This is a genomic window from Nonomuraea sp. LP-02, assembly GCF_036289125.1.
In the GTDB taxonomy this organism is placed as follows: domain Bacteria; phylum Actinomycetota; class Actinomycetes; order Streptosporangiales; family Streptosporangiaceae; genus Nonomuraea; species Nonomuraea bangladeshensis.
Window position 1 is genome coordinate 1,027,589 of sequence record NZ_JAXCLK010000001.1, and the last position, 22,871, is coordinate 1,050,459.

At 75.6% G+C, this 22,871-nt stretch carries 11 protein-coding genes; 7 read left to right on the forward strand and 4 right to left on the reverse strand.

Annotated features, from left to right (window positions below):
• Positions 1 to 2: 2 nt before the first annotated feature.
• The 4 genes from SMD20_RS04760 to SMD20_RS04775 all read right to left on the reverse strand — a co-directional run bounded on the left by SMD20_RS04760 (position 3) and on the right by SMD20_RS04775 (position 14,926).
• Positions 3 to 2,714, reverse strand: coding sequence for a protein kinase domain-containing protein (locus tag SMD20_RS04760; protein WP_329575290.1), 2,712 nt, complete (start codon positions 2,712 to 2,714; stop codon positions 3 to 5).
• Positions 2,715 to 2,796: 82 nt separating this feature from the next.
• Positions 2,797 to 2,967, reverse strand: coding sequence for an MbtH family protein (locus SMD20_RS04765; protein WP_329575292.1), 171 nt, complete (start codon positions 2,965 to 2,967; stop codon positions 2,797 to 2,799).
• Positions 2,946 to 8,579 carry a non-ribosomal peptide synthetase/MFS transporter gene (locus tag SMD20_RS04770; RefSeq protein WP_329575295.1) on the reverse strand — a complete coding sequence of 1,878 codons (5,634 nt, stop codon included), beginning with the start codon at positions 8,577 to 8,579 and terminating at the stop codon, positions 2,946 to 2,948. Before SMD20_RS04770 ends, SMD20_RS04765 begins: the two co-directional genes overlap by 22 nt.
• Positions 8,576 to 14,926, reverse strand: coding sequence for a non-ribosomal peptide synthetase (locus tag SMD20_RS04775; RefSeq protein WP_329575298.1), 6,351 nt, complete (start codon positions 14,924 to 14,926; stop codon positions 8,576 to 8,578). The genes SMD20_RS04770 and SMD20_RS04775 overlap by 4 nt, the downstream gene beginning before the upstream one ends.
• Positions 14,927 to 15,261: 335 nt before the next feature.
• Here SMD20_RS04775 and SMD20_RS04780 point away from each other — a divergent pair, with 335 nt between their 5' ends.
• The 7 genes from SMD20_RS04780 to SMD20_RS04810 are packed head-to-tail and all read left to right on the forward strand — an operon-like array spanning position 15,262 to position 22,764.
• Positions 15,262 to 15,582 carry a phosphopantetheine-binding protein gene (locus SMD20_RS04780; protein ID WP_329575301.1) on the forward strand — a complete coding sequence of 107 codons (321 nt, stop codon included), beginning with the start codon at positions 15,262 to 15,264 and terminating at the stop codon, positions 15,580 to 15,582.
• Positions 15,579 to 16,928 carry a glycosyltransferase gene (locus tag SMD20_RS04785; protein ID WP_329575304.1) on the forward strand — a complete coding sequence of 450 codons (1,350 nt, stop codon included), beginning with the start codon at positions 15,579 to 15,581 and terminating at the stop codon, positions 16,926 to 16,928. The genes SMD20_RS04780 and SMD20_RS04785 overlap by 4 nt, the downstream gene beginning before the upstream one ends.
• The gene (locus SMD20_RS04790; RefSeq protein ID WP_329575307.1) at positions 16,925 to 18,259 is read left to right on the forward strand and encodes a glycosyltransferase family 4 protein; all 1,335 of its coding nucleotides are present in this window, start codon (positions 16,925 to 16,927) and stop codon (positions 18,257 to 18,259) included. Before SMD20_RS04785 ends, SMD20_RS04790 begins: the two co-directional genes overlap by 4 nt.
• The gene (locus SMD20_RS04795; protein ID WP_329575310.1) at positions 18,256 to 19,191 is read left to right on the forward strand and encodes a thiamine pyrophosphate-dependent dehydrogenase E1 component subunit alpha; all 936 of its coding nucleotides are present in this window, start codon (positions 18,256 to 18,258) and stop codon (positions 19,189 to 19,191) included. The genes SMD20_RS04790 and SMD20_RS04795 overlap by 4 nt, the downstream gene beginning before the upstream one ends.
• On the forward strand, positions 19,188 to 20,192 hold the full coding sequence (locus SMD20_RS04800; protein ID WP_329575312.1) for an alpha-ketoacid dehydrogenase subunit beta: 1,005 nt from the start codon (positions 19,188 to 19,190) through the stop codon (positions 20,190 to 20,192). Before SMD20_RS04795 ends, SMD20_RS04800 begins: the two co-directional genes overlap by 4 nt.
• Positions 20,189 to 21,388: a 2-oxo acid dehydrogenase subunit E2 gene (locus SMD20_RS04805; protein WP_329575316.1), complete on the forward strand. Its 1,200-nt coding sequence runs from the start codon at positions 20,189 to 20,191 to the stop codon at positions 21,386 to 21,388. The genes SMD20_RS04800 and SMD20_RS04805 overlap by 4 nt, the downstream gene beginning before the upstream one ends.
• Positions 21,385 to 22,764, forward strand: coding sequence for a condensation domain-containing protein (locus SMD20_RS04810; RefSeq protein WP_329575317.1), 1,380 nt, complete (start codon positions 21,385 to 21,387; stop codon positions 22,762 to 22,764). The genes SMD20_RS04805 and SMD20_RS04810 overlap by 4 nt, the downstream gene beginning before the upstream one ends.
• The last annotated feature ends 107 nt before the right edge of the window (positions 22,765 to 22,871 follow it).

The following is a 22,871-nucleotide window of genomic DNA, read 5'->3' on the forward strand; positions in this document are numbered from 1 at the left end:
ACTCAGCCGGTGCCGAGGCTCCAGAGGCGGAGCCGGCGGTCGGCGCCGAGGGTGGCGACGACCGGGCGGGTCACCGCCTGCTCGGCGAGTGCCAGCGCGCGGATGCCGCCGCCTTCGCCGGAGCCGAACTCGCCGACGATCTCCCCGTCGGCGAGGCTCCAGACGCGCACGAACGCGTCCCCGCCCGACGGCGTGTGCGCCACGACCGCGACCGGCGCGCCGCCCAGGGTGCCGGTCACCAGCGCGGCGGTGCCCCGGTCGTCGGGGCTGCGATCGCTGAAGTCCCACTTCTTCCTGCGCTTGCCCGACTTCAGGTCGTACACGCGCAAGGTGCCGTCCAGATGCGTGGAGACCAGCACCTGGACGCCCTTCAGCTTGCCGCACGCCAGGCGCTCGATGCCGCCGATCTCGCCGGTCTTGAACGTGCCCGACACCACGCCCGTGGACAGGGGACGCACCCGGACCCGGTTCGCGCCGTCGCCCGTCACCAGCACGTCGGCGTCGCCCAGGAGGCCGAAGGCCAGGCCGTTCACGCCCTGGAAGTGCTCGGTGCTCGTGGGGCCGATCTGCTTCCCGGTCGTGACGTCCCACAGACGGACGATGCCGCGCAGGTCACGCAGGCTGTCGTACTTCTGCGACACCGCGACCACCCGGCCCATGGCCGTGACGGTCACCGCGATGATCGGGTCGGGGGCCTTGTGCGAGGCCAGGCTCTCGCCGGACGGCCTCCACAGGCGCATGCGGCCGTCGGCGTGACCGGAGGCGATCACCGGCTCGCCGCGGCTGTTGCCGTACGCGAGGGCCGTCGTCGCCGCGCCGCCGTCGCCGAGCCTGCGGGCCTGGCCGGTGGTGACGTCCCAGGCGACGACGGAGCCGTTGCTTCCGCCGAGCGCCACGAACGGGCCGCGCGCCCCCATCGCCGCCGACGGGGCGCCCGTGCCCGCGGGCAGCGCCGCCGGGTCCCCGATCAGCGTCCCGAACGGCTCCGCCGCGACCGGCGTGGCGGGTGTCTGGGTCGGCGTCTGGATGGACGGCTGGGTGGACGTGGGGGCGGGGGAACCGATGGTGGAGGGCGTTCCGGTGGTGCCGGCGTCGGGGACGGGCGGCTGGTTCAGCGTCCCGTCGTGGCGTGCCGCGCCGCCGTCCGGCCTGAGCGCGACGAACGCCGACACCGCCGCCGTCGCCAGCGCCGCCGCCCCGGCGCTCAGTACGGCCCGCCGGCTGACCCCCTTCCGCGCGCCTCCCGGCGACGTCTCCGGGTCCGGCACCCCACCGTGGTACGGCCGCCCCTGGAACCCACGGCCTCGCCCACCAGAGCCCCGCCCCTCGACGGTGCCCTGCTCCCGACGCCCTCCGGGGCTCCCGTGCCCCTCGGCGTTCGGGCGGCCACCATCCCTGCCCGGCCCAGCCACAGGCCCGCCGGCCCCCGGCCAGGGCCCGGCGGAATTCGACGCGGGCACACCGCCCCCACCACCCGGCACAGCAGCGGCCTGCCCCGACGGCACCCCACCGGGCCCGGCTACGCCCGGCATGGCGGCGTGGCCCGGCGGTGGCGCGCCCGGTCCGACGGCGCCCGGCCTGCCGGCGTGGCCCGAGGGCATCCAGGCAGCATCCGGCATGGCGGCGGGGCCCGACGATTGCATGTCCGGTCCGGCGGCGGCCGGTCCGCCCGCGTGGCCCGACGCTACCCCGCTCGGCCAAGCGGCATCCGGTATGGCGGCGGGGCCCGACGATTGCATGCCTGGTCCGGGGGCGGCCGGCATGGCCGCGTGGCTCAAGGGCACTCCGCTCGGCCCAGCCGTGCCCGGCATCGCGGCGTGGCCTGACGGCGGCACGCCCGGGTCGGTGGGGGTTGGGGTGGCGGGGTGGTCGGGGGAGGGGCCGGGCAGGGGGAAGGGGACGGCGGGGCCGCGGTGGGTCATCAGGCGCTTCATCAGCTCCGTGGGCGACGGCCGTAAGGCCGGGTCCCTGGCGAAGCACGGGCGCAGCACCTCCGCCAGCCGTTCCGGCACCCCGTCCAGGTCCGGCGAGCCGCTGAGCACGGCGTTGAGGATCGCCGGGACCGTGGCCCCGGCGTAGGCGGGCCGCCCGGTGGCCGCGAACACCATGGTCCCGGCCCAGCTGAACATGTCCGACGCCGGCCCGACCCGCTGCCCCTCGAACTGCTCGGGCGACATGTACGTCGGCGTCCCCACCACCCCGGACGCCATCGTCGTCGCGTCCAGCGCCTTGGCGATGCCGAAGTCGATGACGATGGGCCCCTCGGGCCCGATGAGCACGTTGCCCGGCTTGAAGTCGCGGTGCACGATCCCGGCCTGGTGGATGGCGGCCAGCGCGGTCAGCGTGGAGATCGCCAGCCGGTCCAGCGCCCCGCCCGTGCGCGGCCCCTCCGACCGGACGACCTGCTGCAGCGTGTCGCCCGCGACGTACTCGCTCACGATGTACGGGCGCTCGTCCGCCGTCCCCACGTCGAGCACCGCGGCCGTGCAGAACGCCGCCACCCGCCGCGCCGCCTCGACCTCGCGCAGGAAGCCGCGGGTGATGCCGTCGTCGCCGCTCAGATGGCTGTGCAGCAGCTTGACGGCGACCTCGCGCCCGTCGTCGCCGACCGCCTTGTAGACCGTTCCCTGGCCGCCGGAGCCGAGCACGCCGACGAGCCGCCAACCGGCCACCCGTTCGGGGTCGCTCGGCCGGAGCGGGCGGATCTGCGGCATCCCGCTCCTTCCGCGGACATCTGTGTGAGCGTTCCACACGATAGCCAATATCCGCTCGGATGGGCCGTCCGGGACGGTCGGGTCAGCGGGCGCTGAGTGGGCGCATGTCGGTCCAGACCTCCTCGATGTACGCCAGGCAGTCGTCCTTGCCGCCGCGGAACCCGGCCGCCCGCCAGCCTGCCGGGACGTCCCGGTCCGCGGGCCACACCGAGTACTGCTCCTCGTGGTTGATCACGACCTGGTAGTCGTCCATGTGTCCTCCTTGACCGGCGCCCCGCGTTCGCGCAGGGCCTGGAAACCGATGAGGTCGTCGGGCAGCGCGTCGGGCACCAGCGCGTCGAAGTCCCACAGGACCCGCCGCCGTCTGGCGACCAGTACGCAGGCGGCGATGGCGGCGCCGAGCAGCACGTACAGCAGGCCGATGCCGCGGCCCTCGCCGGTGCCGATGACCTGGCCGACCGTGTCCGCGAGCGCGCCGCCGTCGGCGAGCAGCGGTTCGAGGAGGGACGTGCCGAGCGGCGCGACGACGGCGTACCCGATGGGCAGCGTCGAGAAGGCGACGAGCTGGTTGAGCGCGAACACCCGCCCGTGGTAGCGCTGCGGGATCTTCACCTGCACGATCGTCGTGTAGACGCCGTTGAGCAGCGTCAGTGACAGGAACAGCCCGAACACGCCCGCCGTGACCACCACGAGGTCCGGCCGCGAGCCGATCACCACGGCCGAGAGCGCCAGCGTCAGCGTGAACATGAGCTGCCCGCGGAAGCGCCTTACCCGCGGCCCGCCCCACACCGCCATGACGAGCCCGCCGACGAACACGCCGAGTCCGCCGGCGAACGACACCCGCCCCACGTCGGCGATCGTCCCCGACGACAGCACCAGTGGCGAGATCATCAGGAACAGCGCGGCCATGAACAGGTTGACCACGGCGAAGAACGTCACCATCCGGCGGAAGCCCTTGTTCCCCCACGAGTAGCGCAGGCCGTTGACCAGCTCGGCGGCCACCGTCTCGCGGCGGCGCAGCGCCATCGTGGCGGGGAAGCGGATGAGCAGCAGGCTGCCGATGGCGATCGCGTAGCTGATCACGTCGAGGGCCAGGATGCCCTCCAGTCCGATGAGCGACATCAGCCCGGCCGCGGCGAGCGGCACGACGAGCTGCGCGACGCCGTTGATCATGCCGACCACGCCGTTGGCGTGGCCGAGGAAACGTTTGGGCACGAGCTGCGGCACGGCCGACTGGTACGCCACCCGCTGGAACGCCAGCGCCACCGACAGCCCGACCAGCAGCGGGTAGATGTGCCACACCTGGAGGTTCCCGGTCCACAGCAGCAGGCCGAGCAGCAGTTGCGTGCCGAACGCGCCCACGTCGCCGAGCAGCATCACGCGGCGGCGGTCGCTGCGGTCCACGATGGTCCCGGCGAGCGGTGCGACGACCATGCCGGGCACCAGCGCCAGCACCGAGAACAGGGCGAAGTCGACGAGCGAGTCCGTGGTCAGGTAGATCCAGAGGGGGACGGCGAACTCGGTCAGCGCCGAGCCGATGATCGACACCGCCTGCCCGGCCGCCACCGCGAAGAAGCGCCTCATGCTGGGCCGCGGCCCGGCGGCCTCGCGCCGGGCGGCCTGAACGCCGCCCGCTCCGCGCCGGGGCGGGATCCCGGCGGCCGCCCTCGCCTCGGCCGCCGGGATGCCCGCGGTCCGCGACCCGGCACCGGAGAACGCCTCGGAGAACGCCTCGGAGGGCGCGTCGGAAAGCGCCCCGGAGGACACTCCGGTGGACTCCCCGGAAAGCGCCGCCGGGGTCTCGCGGGAGACGCCCTCCAACCACCACGTCCGCTCGCCGTCGCCGCGCTCCAGCCCGGCCGTCTCCCCGGAGGCGAGCGCGACGTGCGTCCGGGTGACGATCTCCGCCAGCTCTCCGGCCCGGTACTTGACGAAGAAGTGCGCGGCCTCGTCCAGCACCGCGCACGCGGTGACCGGCGACAGCACGTGCCATTCGCGGAAGCGCTCCTGGTAGAATTCCATGATCGGGTCCCGCTCCCCGGCCACGGCGATGACGGGCGCGCCGAGCCGGCCGCCGTCCTCCTCGAACAGCCGGGTGAAGTAGCGTTCGGCGGCCCGCGTGCCCTCGCGCCGGTTGCGGACGATCAGCCGCAGCTCCTCGGGGCTCAGGTCCGACACGTCGAGGCCGGCCGCCGTGAGCGCGTTGATCCGTCCCTGGTCGCCGCGCAGGTCGTCCAGGCGGTCCCGGAGCCGGGCCGTCCGCCCGCCCGGCCGGGCGAACGGGAAGATCCCGCCCAGGTAGACGGCCTCCACCTCGCGTCCCGAGCCGTGCAGCCGCCGCGCGATCTCGGCGGTGATCATCGCGCCGAGCCCGCAGTGCCCGTACAGCACGACCGGGCCCTCGATCCCGGCCAGGATCTCCTCGGCGCAGCGCCGCGCGACCTCCTCCGGCGGCATCGACTCCTCGCCGAGCTCGTGCCCGGGAACGGCGATCGAGTACAGCGCCCAGTCGCCGGGCAGCGCGTCGGCCAGCGGCTTGTAGATCACCGCGCTGCCGCCACCGTACGGCGCGCACACCAGCGTGGCCGTCGTCGCGGCGCGCGCGGGCGTGAGCCGTCGCAGCAGCCCGCCGTCCCCTTCGCGAGCCCGCTCCTCCCCGGCGAGCAGCGCCGCCGTCTCCCTGACGGTGGTGTGCGTGAACAGGTCCATGAGCGTGACCCGCCGCTCCGGCGCGATCCTGCGCAGCCGCGCCAGCACCCGCATGGCGAGCAGCGAGTGCCCGCCCAGCTCGAAGAAGTCGTCCAGCGCGCCCACCCGGGCGAGCCCGAGCACGTCGGCCCACACCGCCGCCACGGCCTCCTCGACCGGCCCGTCCGGCGGGACGAAGGCGGCGCCGCCGTCCGGGCGGTCGTCCTCGGGGTCGGGCAGCGCGCCGCGGTCGACCTTGCCGTGCGACTTCAGCGGCAGGTGGTCGAGCCAGACGTACCGGGCCGGGATCATGTAGTCGGGCAGCCGCTCGCGCAGCCAGGCGCGCACCTCGGCGGCCGGGGCCCGCGTGCCGCCCTCCACCGGCAGCAGGTAGCCGACCAGGCGGTCCCCGCGCAGCTCGGCCACCGCCTGCGCCACCCCGGGGAACTCGGCGAGCACGGTCTCGACCTCGCCCAGCTCGACCCGGTACCCGCGGATCTTGACCTGCAGGTCGCGGCGGCCCAGGAACTGGAGTGTGCCGTCCGGCAGCCACCGCCCGAGGTCGCCGGTCCGGTACAGGCGGGCGCCCGGCGGGCCGTCCGGGTCGGGCACGAACCGTTCGGCGGTGAGCGCGGGCCGGCCCAGGTAGCCGCGGGCCAGCCGGTCCCCGCCGAGGCAGAGCTCGCCGACCACTCCCACGGGCACCGGTCGCAGTCGCTCGTCGAGCACCCGCACCCGCGCGCCCGGCAGCGGCCGGCCGATCGGCAGCGTCGTCTCCCGCGCCGGCAGCTCCGGGTCCACGGCGAACGTGGTGATGCCGACCGTCGCCTCCGTCGGCCCGTAGTGGTTGACGACGGCGCAGCGGCCGCGTCCCGGAGCCTCGTACGCCGCCAGCTCCCGCGCCCACGCCCACGAGGACGCCTCCCCGCCGAGGATCAGCAGCCGGCGCGGCAGCAGCTCGGCGGGCCCGGCCTCGGCGAGCAGCGCGGCCAGGTGCGACGGGGTGATCTTCAGGTAGTCGGCGGGGCTCGCCCGGAAGTGCTCGGCCAGCTCGCGCGCCGACGTACGGGACGGCAGCAGGTCGAGCCGGCCGCCGGTCATCAGCGCCAGGTAGAAGATCGTCACCCCGAAGTCGAAGGCCAGCGACTGCGGCAGCGCGAACGTCGCCCCGGGCTCGACGCCGAACCGCTCGCGCACGCCCGCCAGGTACGTCACCACCTCCCGGTGCTGCACCGCGACCCCCTTGGGCCGCCCGGTGGTGCCGGAGGTGTAGATCACGTACGCCAGGTCCGACGGCCCGATCCCGGCCTCGGCGGGCGGGTCCCCGTCCGGCACCCGGTCCGGGTCGATCTCCGTCAGGCCGTCGGGCAGCGCCCCGCGCGCCCCCTCCGAGGTGATCGCCGTGCGCACCCCGGCGTCCTCGACCAGGTACGCGAGCCGCGCGGCCGGCTGCTCGGGATCGAGCGGCACGTACGCCGCCCCGGCCGCCAGCACGCCGAGCAGCGCCACCGCCGTCCCCGCCGACTGCTCCAGGCACACCGCCACCCGATCGCCGGGCCGAACGCCGCGGGCGCGCAGGTGAGCGGCCAGCCGCCGGGCCCGTCCGGCCAGCTCGCGGTAGGTCAGCCGGTCGCCGCCGAAGGTCACGGCGGTCGCGTCCGGGGTCCGCCCGGCCTGCGCGAACACCAGCTCGTGCAGCAGCTCCGCCTCCGGAGGCGCGGGCGGCGCGGCGGTCTCCAGCGCGGCCAGCCGGGCCCGCGCGGCCTCCGGCAGGATCTCCAGGCCGGACACCGGCGTGCCCGGCGCGGCCACGGCCGAGCGCAGCAGCGCCTCCAGCGACGCCGCCATCCGCTCGGCCGTCCCCGCCTCGAACAGCGCCGTGTTGTAGACGAACGTCCCGTCCAGCCCGCCCCCGGCCGCCTGGTGCAGGTACAGGCTCAGGTCGAACCGGCTGGCCACGGTGTCGGCGTGGAACCACGTCAGCTCCAGCGGCCCCGCGTCCACCGGCCGGGCGGTGTAGTTCTGCAGCGCGAACATCACCTGGAACACCGCCGGGCGGCTGACGTCCCGCGTCACGTTCAGCTCGCCCACGAGCTGGTCGAACGGCAGCTCCTGGTGGGCGAACGCGTCCAGCGCCGTCTCGCGCACCCGCGCCACCAGTCCGTCGAACGCCGGGTCGCCCGCCAGGTCGGCCCGCAGCGCGAGGGTGTTGACGAACATGCCGACCAGGCCGTCCAGCTCCGGCAGCCCGCGCCCGCTCACCGGGCTGCCCACCGCGAACGAGCTCTGCCCCGACCACCGGCCGAGCAGCGCCTGGAACGCGGCGAGCAGCACCATGTACGGGGTCGCCCCGAGCGACTCGGCCAGCGCCCGCACCGCCCCGGCCAGCTCCGCGTCCAGCCGGAACCCGTGCGCCGCGCCCGCGAACGTCTGCTCCGCCGGGCGCGGCAGGTCCGTCGGCAGCTCCAGCGCCGGCACCCCGGCGAGCTGCGCCCGCCAGTAGTCCACGTCCGCCCGGTACGCGGCCGAGCCGGTGCGCTCGCGCTGCCAGAGCGCGTAGTCGCCGTACTGGACGGGCATCGGCTCCGGCTCGCGGCCGGCCAGCAGCGTGAACAGCTCGCCGAGCACCACGTCCCAGCTCCACCCGTCGGCCACCGCGTGATGCGCCGCCAGCATGAGCACGTGGTCGTCGGCAGCACCAGTGTCCGAAGGGAGCCGGATCAGCAGGACCCGCAGCAGCGGGCCCGCCGCCAGGTCGAACGGCCGGGCCAGCTCCGCCGACACCAGCGCCCGCGCCTCCTCCGGCGTCCCGGCCGCCGCGACCAGGAACTCGGGCGCGGGCTCGGCGTCGATCACCAGCCGCGGCGTGCCGTCCTCGGCGGTCGTGAACCGGCTGCGCAGGCTCTCGTGCCGGGCCGCCACCTCGCGCACCGCGCGGCGCAGCGCCCCTTCGTCCAGCTCGCCCGTCACCCGCGCCGTGCAGGAGACGGTGTAGGCGGCGGTGCCGGGCGCGTACTGCTCCAGGAACCACAGCCGCTCCTGCGCGTGCGACAGCGGCGGCGGGGTGCCGGGCGGGCGCGGCGGGACCGTGGTCGCGGCGGCCCGCCGCCGCAGCCGCTGGGCGAGCAGCGCCTGCTTGGCGGGCGACAGGCCGCCGGGGGAGGAGAGCGTGGTCACAGCGCCTCCCTGGAGTCGAGCAGCGTGGAGTCGAGCAGCGTGGAGTCGAGCGGCGTGGGGTCGAGCAGGCGCAGCGCCTCCTCCTCGGACAGGCCCTCCAGCTCGGCCAGCAGGATCTCCTCCGTCGCCGCCGCGAACCTGGCCAGCGTGCGATGCGTGAAGAACGTCCTGATCGGCACGTCCACCTCGACGGTGGCCCGCAGCCGGGCGGCGGCCCGTACGGCCAGCAGGGAGTGGCCGCCGAGCCGGAAGAAGTCGTCGTCCACGCCGACCCGGGCGACGCCGAGCAGATCGCCCCAGACCTCGGCGACCAGCGCCTCGGCGTCGGTGCGCGGCGCGACGTAGGCGGGTCGCGCGCCGGCCCCGGCGGTGCCGACGGTGGGCGGGGCGGGCAGGCGCTCCAGCCGCCCGTCCGGGTGCCGCCTGACCCGCTCACCGGTACGGACCCCGCCCCGCCACAGCTCGCCGATCGCGTCCGGTGGCACGGGACGACCCCACGGATCCAGCACCCGCTCGCCCTGTTCCACATCGCCGGGTTCGTCCGGCGCGGGCAGTTCGGACAGGCGCAGGGAGGGGTCCTTCGCCACGGCGCCGAGCAGCGCCAGGAACCGGTCGGCCAGCCGCGCCGCGGTGGCCGCCGTCAGCACCTCCGCGTCGTGGTGGAAGGCCAGGACCAGGCCGTCGCCGTCCGGCCGGGCCTCCAGCGCCAGGTCGTAGGCGAGGTCGGCGGGGCGCGGCGCGAACGGCTCGCCGAAGGCGGCCTCGGGCGGGGCCTGCTCGTGCACCGTGAGCGTGGTCTGGAACAGCGGTTCGCGGCCGGGGTCCCGCTCCACGCCGAGCGCGGTGACGAGCCGTTCGGGGGAGAGGTCGGCGTGCTCGTCGGCCTCCCGCTCGGCCTCCCGCGTACGCCGCAGCAGCTCGGCGAAGCCGGGATCGCCGGACAGGTCGCCGCGCAGCACCAGATGCCGGGTGAGGTGCCCGGCGACCCGGGAGAGCTCGGGCCGTTCCCGCCCCGGCACCGGACGGCCGATCATGAACCCGGTCTGCCCGGCCTGCCGGGCCAGCAGCACCTGGTACGCGGCCAGCAGCACCGTGGAGAGCCCGCCCCCGGCGTCCGCGCCGAGCCGGCGCAGCTCCCCGGTCAGGCCGCCGCTCAGCCGTACCTCGTGGAACGCGCCGGTCCGGGAGGTGACGGCGGGCCGGGGCCGGTCCAGTGGCAGGTCGAGGACCGGGGCCCCGGCCAGCCGGGCGCACCACTGCTCCAGCGCCGGCTCGGCCAGCCGCTCGCGGCGCGCCCGCCAGAGCGTGACGTCGCCCGCCTGCACGGGCGGCGGGGGAAGGTCCCGGTCCTCGTACAGTGCGGCCAGGTCGGCCAGCAGCATCGGCAGCGTCCATTCGTCGGCCGCGATCGGGTGCGCGGCCAGGCACAGCACGTGGTCGTCGGCGGCCAGCCGGATCAGCGCCGCCCGCACCGGCGGCCCCGCCCCCAGGTCGAACGGCTCCCCGGCGATCCCCGCCACCAGCTCCTCGGCGGTTCCGGGCCGCGCGGTCAGGTCGTGCCGGGTGAGCGGCAGGGCGTGCCCGTCCTGGACGACGGCGCCCGGCCGCCCCTCGGCGTCGGACTCGTAGCGGGTGCGCAGCGCCTCGTGCCGGGCGGGCAGCGCCGCGACGGCGGCGGCCAGCGCGTCCTCGTCGAGGGGACCGCGCAGCCGGCGCGCCTGGCTCAGGTGGCCGGAGGTGTCCCCCTCCAGGTACGAGTGCAGGAACCAGAGCCGTTCCTGCGCGGGCGACAGCGGCGGCGCCGTCCCGGCGTCGCGGGGCCGCGGCGGGACGTCCTCGCCCGCCCGCGTCCCCGGCACGGGCAGCGCCGCCCGGTCGATCTTGCCGTTGGGGGTGAGGGGCAGCGCCTCCATGGGGACGACGAGCGAGGGCACCATGGCGGCGGGAAGCCGCTCGGTGAGGCGTTCCCGCACGTCGGCGGGGGCGTCGCCGGTGACGTAGGCGATGAGGGTGTCCTGGTGGACGGCGGCGACGGCCTGCCGGACGCCGGGCAGGTCCTCCAGCGCCGACTCGATCTCGCCCAGCTCGATGCGGTGCCCGCGCAGCTTGACCTGGGTGTCGGTGCGGCCCACGTACTGGAGAGTGCCGTCGGTGCGCAGCCGTACGAGGTCGCCGGTCCGGTAGAGCCGCCCACCCGCCGGCCCGAACGGGTCGGGGACGAACCGCTCGGCGGTCAGGGCCGGGCGGCGGTGGTAGCCGAGCGCCAGGCCGTGCCCGCCGAGGTGCAGCTCGCCGGTGTGCGCCGGCTCGCCGTGCTCGTCCAGCACGTAGACCTGGGTGTTGCCGATCGGGCGGCCGATGAGGACGTGCCCGGCGTCCGGCGGCACCTCCCACGCGGTGGACCAGATGGTCGTCTCGGTGGGGCCGTACACGTTGAACAGCCGTCCCGTACGCGCCCGCAGCTCGCGGGCCAGGGGCTCGCTCAGCGCCTCCCCGCCCGCCAGCGCGGTGACCTCCGGGGCGCTGAAGCCACCGGCGAGCAGCACCCGCCATCCGGAGGGCGTGGCCTGCACGTGCGTGACGCCCTCGGCCCGGACAAGCCCGGCCAGCAGCGCGCCGTCCAGCGCCGCCTCCGGCCCGGCGATCACGGTACGGCCGCCGGTGACCAGCGGCAGGTACAGCTCCAGCCCCGAGATGTCGAACGACAGCGACGTGAGCGCCAGCCAGGCGTCGTCCTCGCCGGAGCCCAGGAGGTCGCGCATGGCGACGAGGAGGTTCAGCAGCGCCCGGTGCGGCACCACGACGCCCTTAGGGCGGCCGGTGGAGCCGGAGGTGTAGAGCAGGTAGGCGGGATCCTCCGGCTTGATCGCCACCTCCGGCTTCGCCGCGCTGTATGCGGATGAATCAGCATCGAGGGACAGCGCGACGGCCGCGTCGACGGCGGGCACGCGTTCCCGCAGCTCGTCAGGAACGAGCACCGCCCGCGCGCCGGAGTCCTCCAGCACGAACCGCACCCGGGCGTCGGGATAGTCCGGGTCGAGGGGAAGATAGGCGGCTCCGGCCTTGAGCACGGCGAGCATGGCGGCCAGGGTGCGGGCCGAGCGCCCGGCGTACAGGGCGACCACATCTCCGCGTCCGACGCCCGCCTCGGCGAGGCGGCGGGCCAGGCGGTTGGCGGTGGCGTCCAGCTCGCCGTAGGTCCAGCGGGCCGCGCCGTCCACCACGGCCACCCGATCCGGGTCCCGCGCCTCGATCAGCGGCAGGAGGCCGGGCACGGCGGGCAGCGGCATCGCGGTGTCGTTCGGGCCGCGTACCAGCCGCTCCCGCTCCTCGCCCGTCACCCGGGCCAGCCGCGACAGGCGCGCCTCGGGCTCGGCGACGGCGGCGGCCAGCAGCGCGGCGAAGCGGCGGGCCAGGCCCTCGACGGTCGCCGCGTCGAACAGCGCGGCCTCGTACCCGAAGACCAGGTCCAGCGCGCCGTCAGCGGGCCAGGCGTCCAGCGTCAGGTCGAAGCGCGCCGGCGCGTACGCGGCGTGGAACACCTCGGCCGTGGCCTCGCCCACCGGCACCGGCGCGCCGTCGTCCTGCGTGTGCAGGATCATCAGGGTCCCGAACAGCGCCCGGCCGTCGCCCACGCCCAGCCGTTCCATCGGCATGTCCCCGTGCCCGAGCGCGCCGAGCACCGACTCCCGGGTCCGCGCCAGCAACTCGGTGAACGCCGGGTCGCCCGACAGGTCGGCGCGCAGCGCCAGCGTGTCGGCCAGGAAGCCGATCAGCGGCTCCAGCTCCACCCGGTCCCGCCCGGCGACCGCCGTGCCGACCGTCAGGTCGTCCTGCCCGGCGTACCGGCCCAGCAGCGCCTGGTACGCCGCCAGCAGCACCATGAACAGCGTCGTCCCCGTACGCCTGCCGAGCTCCTCCAGCGCCGCGACCGTCTCGCGCGGCAGCCTCGCCCGGTGGAACGCGCCCCGCCGGACCAGGCCGGGGGAGCGGGGCCGGTCGGCGGGCAGCTCCAGCGGCGGCGCGCCCGCCAGCCGCTCCCGCCAGTACGCCAGCGCGGCCTCGCCCGCGCCCGCCGCCTCCCGTTCGCGCCGCCAGTGCACGACGTCCCCGTAGCCGACCGCGAGGGCGGGCAGCTCGTGACCGGCGTAGCAGGCGGCCAGGTCGGACAGCAGCACGTTCTGCGACCAGCCGTCGCCGATCATGTGGCTGAACACCACGCACAGCACGTGCTCCGCCGCCGAGAGCCGGATCAGCGTGGCCCGCATCGGGGGCGCGGCGGCCAGGTCCAGGGGCGCGTTCACCCGTTCGGTCACCAGCCGCAGGGCCGCCGCCTCCCGCTCGTCCTCCGGCAGCGCCGACAGGTCCAGCCGCTCGACCGGCACCGGCCCCGGCGGCTCGACCACCGCGACCGGCATGCCGTCCACCTCGGGGAAGCGGGTGCGCAGCGGCTCGTGCCTGGCCACGACGCGGGTCAGCGCGTCCGCCAGGCGGCCGGCGTCGAGCGGGCCGCGCAGCCGCCGCGCCAGATAGATGTTGTAGGAGGCGTCGTCAGGGTCGAGCCGGTACATGAACCACTGCCGCTCCTGGCTCGGCGACAGCGGCGGCGCGGTGCCCGCGGGGCGCGGCCGGAGCGGCACCGACGGGGCCGCCGCCTCCTCCAGCGCCCGCGCGAACCCCGCCACCGTCGGGTGCTCGAACAGCGCCGCCACCGGCGCCTCGACGCCGAGCCGCCGGGTGATCCGGGCCGCCGCCCTGGCGGCCAGCAACGAGTGCCCGCCCAGCAGGAAGAAGTCGTCCTCCACCCCCAGCTCCGGAGGCAGGCCGAGGACCTCGGCGAAGACCTCCGCCACCGCCTGCTCGGCCGCCGTCCGCGGGGCGTCCCCCGCGCCCGCCTCCGGCACGACGGGCTCCGGCAGGGCCTTGCGGTCCACCTTCCCGTTGGGAGTGAGGGGCAGCGTCTCCATCGGTACGACGAGCGAGGGCACCATGGGTCCCGGCAGCCGCTCGGCGAGGCGTTCCCGCACGTCGGCGGGGACGTCGCCGACGAGGTAGGCGACGAGGGCGTCCCGGTGGACGGCGGCGACGGCCTGCTTGACGCCCGGCAGGTCCTCCAGCGCCGACTCCACCTCGCCCAGCTCGATGCGGTGCCCGCGCAGCTTGACCTGGGTGTCGGTACGCCCGAGGTAACGCAGCCCGCCCGGCTCCACGCGTACGAGGTCGCCGGTCCGGTAGAGCCGGCCGCCCGGAGGCCCGAACGGGTCGGGGACGAACCGCTCGGCGGTCAGGGCCGGGCGGCGGTGGTAGCCGAGCGCCAGGCCGTGGCCGCCGAGGTACAGCTCGCCGGTCTCCGCCGGTTCGCCGCGCTCGTCCAGGACGTGGACCTGGGTGTTGGCGATCGGGCCGCCGATGGAGACGTCCGCGGGCTCCTCGGGGACCTCCCACGCGGTGGACCAGATCGTCGTCTCGGTGGGGCCGTACACGTTGAACAGCCGTCCCGTGCGCGCCCGGAGCTCGCGGGCCAGCGGCACGGTCAGGGCCTCGCCGCCGACCAGGGCCGTGACGTGCGGATCCGCGTACCCGGCGGCCAGCAGCACCCGCCATCCCGAGGGGGTGGCCTGCACGTGCGTGACGCCCTCGGCGCGGATCAGCCCGGCCAGCCGGTGGCCGTCGCGGGCGGCGGCGGGCTCGGCGATCACGGTCCGGCCGCCGGTGACGAGCGGCAGATACAGTTCGAGGCCGGAGATGTCGAACGACAGCGACGTGAGCGCCAGCCAGATGTCGTCCGCGCCGGAGTTCAGCAGGTCGCGCATGGCGACGAGGAAGTTCAGCAGCGCCCGGTGCGGAATGGCCACGCCTTTGGGGCGGCCGGTGGATCCGGAGGTGTAGAGCAGGTAGGCAGGATCCATCGGATCAACCGCCACCTTTACATTTACTGCGCTATATGCGGATAAATCGTCGTCGAGGGATAAAGCGGACGCCGTGGTGCCCGTGGGCAGGCGTTCGCGCAGCTCGTCCGGCACCAGGACGGTCCGCGCGCCGGAGTCCTCCAGCACGAACCGCACCCGGGCGTCGGGATAGTCCGGGTCGAGAGGGAGGTAGGCGGCTCCGGCCTTGAGCACGGCGAGCATGGCGGCCAGGGTGCGGGCCGAGCGCCCGGCGTACAGGGCGACCACGTCCCCGCGTCCGACGCCGGCCTCGGCGAGGCGGCGGGCCAGGCGGTTGGCGGCGGCGTCCAGCTCGCCGTAGGTCCAGCGGGCCGCGCCGTCCACCACGGCCACCCGGCCCGGATCCTGCGCCTCGACCAGCGCCGTCATGGTGTCGTTCGGTTCGCGGAGTTCGCGCATGCGCCATCCTTCGTCGGACAGGCGGGGGACAGGCGGATTCATGGGAACGCTCCCACGGCTTCGACAGCGTAAGGAGGCTTTCCGCTTGGGGTCAACGACAGTTGAAAATTTGATGGAAATAACCCGCGAAACCAGGCGATAACGCTTCTAGCTGCGGTTCCTTACAAGCCAGTTTCGGAAACATTACAGAGACTGTTCCCTTGACAATGATGTGTCGTGATTCCAGGCTCGTCGTGGGGGCGTTCCCGGGGTCTGAATTGGGAGCGCTCCCAACAGGACAGCCCTGCCCTCTGAACCTCCGGAGAACGGTAATGACACCGACCGAGGAAGCCGTCATGAGGATCTGGACCGGTCTCCTGAGCACTCCTCCGCGCTCCCTCGCCGACGACTTCTTCGCGCTCGGCGCGCAGTCGCTCACGGTCGTGCGCTTCCTCGCGGAAGTGCAGGACCGGTACGGCGTGGAACTGCCCGTGGACGAGCTGTTCGCCGGTGACTTCACCGTCGCGGCGGCCGCCCGGCTCATCGACGAGACACTGCTCGGCGAGATCTCCGAGGACCAGCTCGCCGAACTGCTCGACGAACTGGAGGGCATGTCCGAGGACGAGGTCCGGGCCCTGCTGGACGAGGGCACCCCGCTCGGCGAGTCCTCGCCGTGACGCCCGGCGGCCCGCTCACCCGCGTCCTGCTGGTGACGCACGGCAGCGACGGCGACGTGCTGCCGTTCGTCCGGCTGGGCGGCGTGCTGCGCGAGCGCGGGCACGACGTGACCCTGCTGACCCACGCCCCCTACCGAGGCCGGGTGGAGGCGGCGGGCCTCGACTTCGTCCCCGTCGACACCCACGACGCCTACGCCCGCTACTCCGCCGACACCGCCCTCCTCCCCGACGGCCTCGGCACCCTCGACTGGCTGTCGTTCTACCGGCGCAACCGGCTGTTCGAGCAGTTCGGGGGCGAATGCCGGGCGCTCGCGGCCCGGGTGGTCCCGGGGCGGACCGTCCTGGCCGGGCGGCACACCTCCGCGCTGTCGGTCCTCGCCGTACGCGAGCTGACCGGCGCGCCCGCCGCGTGGATCGCCGTCGCGCCGATCCAGCCGCTGGCCGCCGAGGTCGCCCGCCACCTGCACCAGCACGTGCTCGCGCCCGGCATCGACGCGGTGCGCGGCGACCTCGGGCTGCCCCGCGTACGCGACTGGCGGGCCTGGTTCTCCTCCGCCGACCTGCGGCTCGGGCTCTGGCCGCGCTGGTTCGACGAGGCCGGACCGGCCACCGGTCCCGCGACCCGGCTGACCGGCTTCCCGCTGCCCGACGACGGCGCCGCGGACCCCGTACCGGCCGAGGCGGCCGCGCTGCTGAACGGGGCGGTACGGCCGGTGCTGATCACCGGCGGCACCGGGCGCATGCTGCGGCCCGGGTTCCACGACGCCGCGCTGGCCGGCTGCCGGCGGGCCGGGCTGCCCGCGTTGCTCGTCGCCCCGCACGACGAGACGGTCCCCCGGCCGTTGCCGCCCCACGCGCGGCGCTTCGCGCGGCTGCCGTTCCACGAGGTCGTCCCCCAGGTCGCGGCGGTGCTCCACCACGGCGGGATCGGCACGCTGACCCGGGCGCTCGCGGCCGGGACCCCGCAGGTGATCCTCGCCCACGGGGCCGACCGGCCCGACAACGCGGCCCGCCTGGAGCAACAGGGCCTCGCCCGGTGGCTGCCCGAGGAACGCTGGGACGCCGACGGGGTGGCGGAGGCGCTGCACGCGGCCCTGCGCGACGGCCGGCACCAGCCCAGAACGGGCCCCCGCGACGCCGCCGACGGCCTCACCCTGGCCGCCACCCACCTCGAACGCCTCCTCCACGCTCCGGAACGTCTCGGCGGTTCCCTCCCCGAGGAGCCGGGTGGCGGGGAAGCCGGGCGAGGGGACGCGGCGAGACGGCTGGCCGCGCTGCCAGCCGAGCGGCGCAGGCTGGTGGCCGCGCGTCTCCGCCGGCGGGCGGCCGAGCAGGAGGCGTCGTGAGGATCCTGCTGGCGCAGAACCTGATCCACCTGCCGTCCCACGGCGGGGCCAACAAGTCGAACCGCCTCCTCATGGAGCGTCTCGCCGCCCGCGGCCACGAGGTGCACGTGGTGGCCCCGCTCTCCGGCGCCCTCGCCACCGGCCCGTCGCCGGTCTCCGGGGTCGGCGCGTCGACCGGGGCCGGCGGGTCGTCCGGTGCCGGGGCCTCGTCCGCCCTCGACGAGTTGACCCGCCGGGGCGCGACGCTGGTCGCGTCCGACGACCCCGACGAGGTCGCCTACCTGCACCGCGGGGTCGTCGTCCACGCCGTGACCGATCCGGCCGCCCTGCCCCGGCGGGTCGCGGAGGTGGCGGCGCGCCTCGTGCCCGACTGGACGCTGGTCCCGTCCGACGACCCCGGCCTGGTGGTCCTGGGCGCGGCGCTGCGCGCCACCCCCGGCCGGGTCGTCTACCTGGTCCACACCCTTCAGCAGCTCCCTTTCGGTCCGGGCGCGTTCTACCCGAGCGCGGCCGGCACCCGGATGGTCCGCCGCGCCGCCGGGGTCGTGGCGGTCAGCCGCGCGGCGCGGGACTACTGCCTCCGGCACGCCGGTCTGCACTCCACCGTGATTTATCCGCATATATACGGTGACATCGCCCCTCCAGCGACTGCGGCGGCCTCCACCGCCCCGTACGTCACCATGATCAACCCCTGCGCCTACAAGGGCCTGCCGATCCTCCTCGGCCTCGCCGACGCCTGCCCCTCCGTCACCTTCCAGGCCGTTCCCACCTGGGGTGCCACCGCCGACGAGCGCGCGGCCCTGGCCCGCCGCCCCAACATCCGCCTCACCCCGCCCGCCGACGACCTCGGCCCGATCCTGGCCGGCACCCGCGTCCTGCTCATGCCCTCCCTCTGGGACGAGACCTTCGGCTACACCTGCGTCGAGGCCATGCTGCGCGGCGTCCCCGTCCTCGCCGCCGACGTGGGCGGCCTGGCGGAGGCCAAGCGTGGCGTGCCGTACCTGCTGCCGGTCGCCCCCATCGAGCGGTACGAGGCCGCCCCCGGCCACGCCCGCCCCGTCCCCGTCGTGCCCGCCCAGGACCTGACCCCGTGGCTGGCCGCCCTGCGCCGGCTCATGGACGACCCCGCCCACCACGCCGCCCTGGCCGGACGCTCCGCGGACGCCGCCCGCGCGTTCGTACGGGGCCTGGACCCGGACGCGCTGGAGACGTACCTGACCGCGCTGAGCCCGGCGAAGCGGCGGCCGGATCCGCCGCAGGACCCGCACCGGCGGGCCGCGCTGGCCAGGCTCGCCGCCGCCCGCGCCGCCGCGAAGGGAGCCGCCCGATGACCGGCACGATCGTCGAAGGCGTCGAGCACGGCCGCCCGAGCCCGCCCGCCCCCGGCGACCTCGACCGCCTGCTGCTCATCCGGCACTTCGAGAACGCCCTGCTCCGGCTGTTCGGCGAGGGCCTGCTCAGCGGCACCACGCACACCTGCCTCGGCCAGGAGCACGTCCCGGTCGCGCTCAACCCCCTCCTGCGCGAGGACGACTTCACCTTCAGCCACCACCGCGGCCACGGCCACTTCCTGGCCCGCTACGGCGAGGAGGCCGGCGCGCTGCTCGCCGAGATCATGGGCCGCAGGGGCGCGCTCTGCGACGGGGTGGGCGGCAGCCAGCACATCTACCACCGCACCTTCATGTCCACGGGCGTGCAGGGCGAGAGCCTGCCGGTCGCGGTCGGCATGGCGCTGCGGCTGCGCAGGGCCGGGCACGGCGCGCTGGCCTGCGCCTACCTCGGCGACGGCACCTGGGGCGAGGGCTCGGTCTACGAGGCGCTCAACCTGGCCGCGCTGTGGGGCGCGCCGCTGCTGGTCGTCGTGGAGAACAACGGCATCGCCCAGTCCACGCCCACCGAGCGCGGCATGGCCGGCACGATCGAGGGCCGGGTGGCCGGGTTCGGCATCCCGTACCTGCGGATCGACTCGATCGACCTGGCCGCCGTGCGGGCCGCGCTGGCCGGGCCGGTCGCCGCCGTCAGGAAGGACGCGTTCCCGCTGGTGGTCGAGTTCGTGACGCGGCGGCTCGGGCCGCACAGCAAGGGCGACGACACGCGCACCGCCGACGAGCTGCGGCGGGCCAGGGCCGGCGACTGGTACGAGCGCTACGCCGCCGCCTTCCCGCGCCGCTTCGCGGAGGCCGACGCGACCTGGCGGCGGTACGTGGACGACCTGGTCGCCGAGGTCTCGGCGCGGCCCCCGGCGCAGTGGACGGTGCGATGAGGGAGCCCGTCCGCGCGGAGCGGGTGTCGGAGCACCTGAACCGCGCGCTGCACGACGTCCTGGCCGCCGACCCCGCGGTCCACGTGCTGGGCGAGGACATCGCCGACCCGTACGGGGGCGCGTTCAAGATCACGAAGGGGCTGTCGTCGCGGTTCGGCGAGCGGGTGCGCTCGACCCCGATCAGCGAGGCCGCCATCGTCGGCGCGGGCGCCGGGCTGGCGCTGGGCGGCGACAAGGCCATCGTCGAGATCATGTTCGCCGACTTCGCGGGGCTCGCCTTCGACCAGCTCGTGAACTTCGCCAGCAAGTCGACCACCATGTACGGCCGCCCGGTCCCGATGCCGCTGGTCGTACGCTGCCCGTCCGGCGGCCGGCGCGGCTACGGGCCGACGCACAGCCAGAGCCCGCAGAAGCACTTCCTCGGCGTCCCCGGGCTGTCGGTGCTGGAGCTGACCCCGTTCCACGACGCCCGCGCCCTGCTGGAGGACGCCTTCGCCGCCGGGCGGCCGGCCCTGCTGTTCGAGGACAAGGTGCTCTACACGCGGCGCATGTTCCGCGACGGCGTCGTGGACGAGCTGTTCCGCTACGAGCTCGTGGACGGCCTCGCCCGCGTGGCCGTCGAGGGCGTGGACGGCCACGACTGCACGATCATCGCCCCCGGCGGCATGGCCCACCGCGCGCTGGAGGCGATGCGGGAGCTGCTGCTGGAGCACGACGTGCTGTGCGAGCTGCTGGTGCCCGCCCGGCTCTACCCGTTCGACCTCGGGGGCGTGCTGCCGCGCGGCCGGCACGTGTGCGTCGCCGAGGACGGCGCGGCCGGGGCCACGTGGGGAGCGGAGGTGGCGACCCGGCTGTACCCCGTCCTGTGGGGGCGGCTGGACCGGCCGATCACGCTCGTCAGCGCGGCCGACAGCGTCATCCCGGCCGCGCCCCACCTGGAGCACGAGGTGCTCGTGCACGCCGACACCATCCGCCTGGCCGTACTGGAGGCGCTGGCATGAACGCGGTCGTCGTCCCCAAGATCAACAGCAATGACGCCCGCTACCTGCTGGTGGAGTGGGTGGCCGCCGACGGGGCCACGGTGCGGCCCGGCGACGTCCTGGCCCTCATCGAGACCTCCAAGACCGTGGAGGAGCTGGCCGCCGAGTGCGGGGGCGTGCTGCGGCACCGGGTGGCGGCGGGCGCCGAATGCCTCCCCGGCGAGACCATCGCCGACCTCGGGAACCCCGCCGACCCGGCCACGCCCACCTCCGGGGGCGCGCCGGCGGGCGAGGACCCGCCGGGGGACGGGGTGGTGATCACCGCGCCGGCCCGCCGGCTCATGGACGAGCTCGGGATCGGCGAGGACGCCGTACGCGCCCTCGGCAGGAAGATCATCCGCCGCGACGACGTGACCGCCCTCGCCCAGCCGGCCCGAGCCCGACCCGCCGGAGCCCAACCCGCCCCCGTCGAACCCGCCCCCGTCGAATCTGCCCCCGTCGGATCCGCCCCCTCCGACCCCGATGCCGAGGAGATCATCTTGCCTGTGTCGCAGCGGAGGGTCGCCGACGTGGTGGCCCGCGCCCACCGGGAGGTCCCGGCCGCCTACACCGTCGTCAAGGTAGACGTGGAGGACGCCCTGCGGCTCGGCCGCGAGCTGACCCCCGCCCTGCGCACCCTGATCGGCCTGCCGGAGCTGCTGGTCAAGGCCGTGGCCGGCCTGGCGGGCCGGTTCGAGCTGCTGTTCGCCACGCCGGTCGGCCCCGGCCGGGTCCGCCGCTCCTCCACCGCGCACGTCGGCGTGACCATGGACGTCGGCAAGGGACTGTTCGTGCCCGTCGTCCACGACGCCACCGGCCGCACGCTGCGCGAGATCTCGCGGACGCTGATGGCGTACCGGATGGCGGCGCTGCGCGGCGGCCTGCGCGAGGAGGAGCTGTCCGGCGGCAACATCACGCTCACCCTGCACAACGAGAGCACGGTCACGCTGGCCGTCCCCATCGTCTTCCCCGGCCAGCTCTGCGCCCTGTCCCTGGCCGCCCCGCAGCAGGAGCTGGTCCCCGCGGAGGGACCGGCCGGGTTCGCCGTCCGGCACACCGTGCACCTCGGCCTCGCCTACGACCACCGCTACGTCAACGGCCACGACGCGATCGTCTTCCTCGACGCGCTCCGCGCCGCGCTCGAAGCGCCGGCCGGCCTGGCCGCGGACCCCACGTGACAGGCCCGAGCGCGGTTCCCGCCGACCGGCGGGAGCTGATGGCCCGGCTGCTCGCCCGCAAGGCCGCCGCCGCGGCCGTCCCCGTCCTGCCGCGCACCGGCGAGCCGATGGAGTGCTCGCACGAGCAGCGCCGCGGCTGGCTGGCCGCCCGCGCCGCCCCGGAGACCGCGCCGCCGAACGTCACCCTGGGCCTCGCCCTGACCGGCGAGCTGGACCTGCCGCGCCTCGCCGCCGCGCTCGCCGCGCTGGTGTCCAGGCACGAGGCGCTCCGCACCCGGTACGTCGCCGCAGACGGCCTCCCGCTCCAGGTGGTCCGTCCGGCCCAGCCGGTGCCGCTGGAGCTCGTGGACCTCACCTGCCTGCCGGAGCCCGAGCGCGAGCCCGAGGCGCTGGCCCTCGCCCTGGCGGCGGCGGGGGAGCGGTTCGACCTGGAGCGCGGGCCGCTGCTGCGGCTCACCGTCTACCGCGTCGGGCCGCTCGAACACCGCCTCCTCCTGGTCTGCCAGCACATCGCCTGCGACGGGGCCGGCGTGGCGCTGGTCGCGGCCGACCTGGCCGCCGCGTACGCGGGCGAGGAACTGCCGCCGCCGCCCGCCCTCCAGTACGCCGACTACGCCGCCTGGTCGGTGCGCCGGGCGGCCGAGCGGACGCCGAAGCGGCTGCCGTACTGGCGGGAACGCCTGGCCGGCCTGGAGCCCCTGTTCCCGCGCCTGCCCGCGCCCCCGGCCAGCGCCGGCCGGGTGTCGGCGACGGCGCGGGTGCGGGTCGGGCGGGCTCTCGTGGAGCGGCTGCGGAGCGGAGGGGGCGACGGCCCGGCAGGGGGCGGTCCCGTCACGACCTTCGCCGCGCTGCTGGCCGCGTACCTGGTGCTGCTGCACGAGATCGGCGGCCGGCGCGACCTCGTGGCAGGCGCCGTCACCTCCGGCCGTGGCCGCCGCGAGCTGGAGCCGGTCGTCGGCTCGTTCGTCAACCTGGTGCCGCTGCGCGTCGGACTGGACGGCCTGACCGGCTTCCCCGCCCTGCTCGCCCGCGTCCGCGAGAGCGTGGCGGGGGCGCTCGCCAACGAGATCCCGTTCGACGCGCTCGTCGCCGGTCTCGGGGCGCACCGGCTGCCCGGCGTGCACCCCTCCTTCCAGGCGGCCTTCGTGCACCGGGGCGATCCGGCGCCGCCGGCCGGCTGGGCCGGTCTCGACGTGCGCGTGTGGGAGCACGAGGTGGACGACGGCGGCTTCGACCTCGCGCTGACGGCGACGCCGCGCGGCGGCGCGCACGAGCTGGCGCTGACCGGTCGCCTGGCCCGCTTCACCGCCGCCGACCTGGCCGTCCTCGCCAAACGCCTGGCCGCCGTCGTGGAGCACCCGTCCCTGCCGTACTGACCGTGGCTACGGAGGGCGACTGCCTCAACGGCGAGGCTCGGCTACAGTGGATGAAATCGGTCAAAAACGTCTACGGCATAGGGAGGCAGAGCCCGTACCGGCGGGCT

Excerpts from the sequence above, each read along its gene's own strand:
- SMD20_RS04760 (WP_329575290.1), bottom strand. The coding sequence starts at position 2,714 with ATGCCGCAGATCCGCCCGCTCCGGCCGAGCGACCCCGAACGGGTGGCC.
- SMD20_RS04765 (WP_329575292.1), bottom strand. The coding sequence starts at position 2,967 with ATGGACGACTACCAGGTCGTGATCAACCACGAGGAGCAGTACTCGGTG.
- SMD20_RS04775 (WP_329575298.1), bottom strand. The coding sequence starts at position 14,926 with ATGCGCGAACTCCGCGAACCGAACGACACCATGACGGCGCTGGTCGAG.
- SMD20_RS04780 (WP_329575301.1), top strand. The coding sequence starts at position 15,262 with ATGAGGATCTGGACCGGTCTCCTGAGCACTCCTCCGCGCTCCCTCGCC.
- SMD20_RS04795 (WP_329575310.1), top strand. The coding sequence starts at position 18,256 with ATGACCGGCACGATCGTCGAAGGCGTCGAGCACGGCCGCCCGAGCCCG.
- SMD20_RS04800 (WP_329575312.1), top strand. The coding sequence starts at position 19,188 with ATGAGGGAGCCCGTCCGCGCGGAGCGGGTGTCGGAGCACCTGAACCGC.
- SMD20_RS04805 (WP_329575316.1), top strand. The coding sequence starts at position 20,189 with ATGAACGCGGTCGTCGTCCCCAAGATCAACAGCAATGACGCCCGCTAC.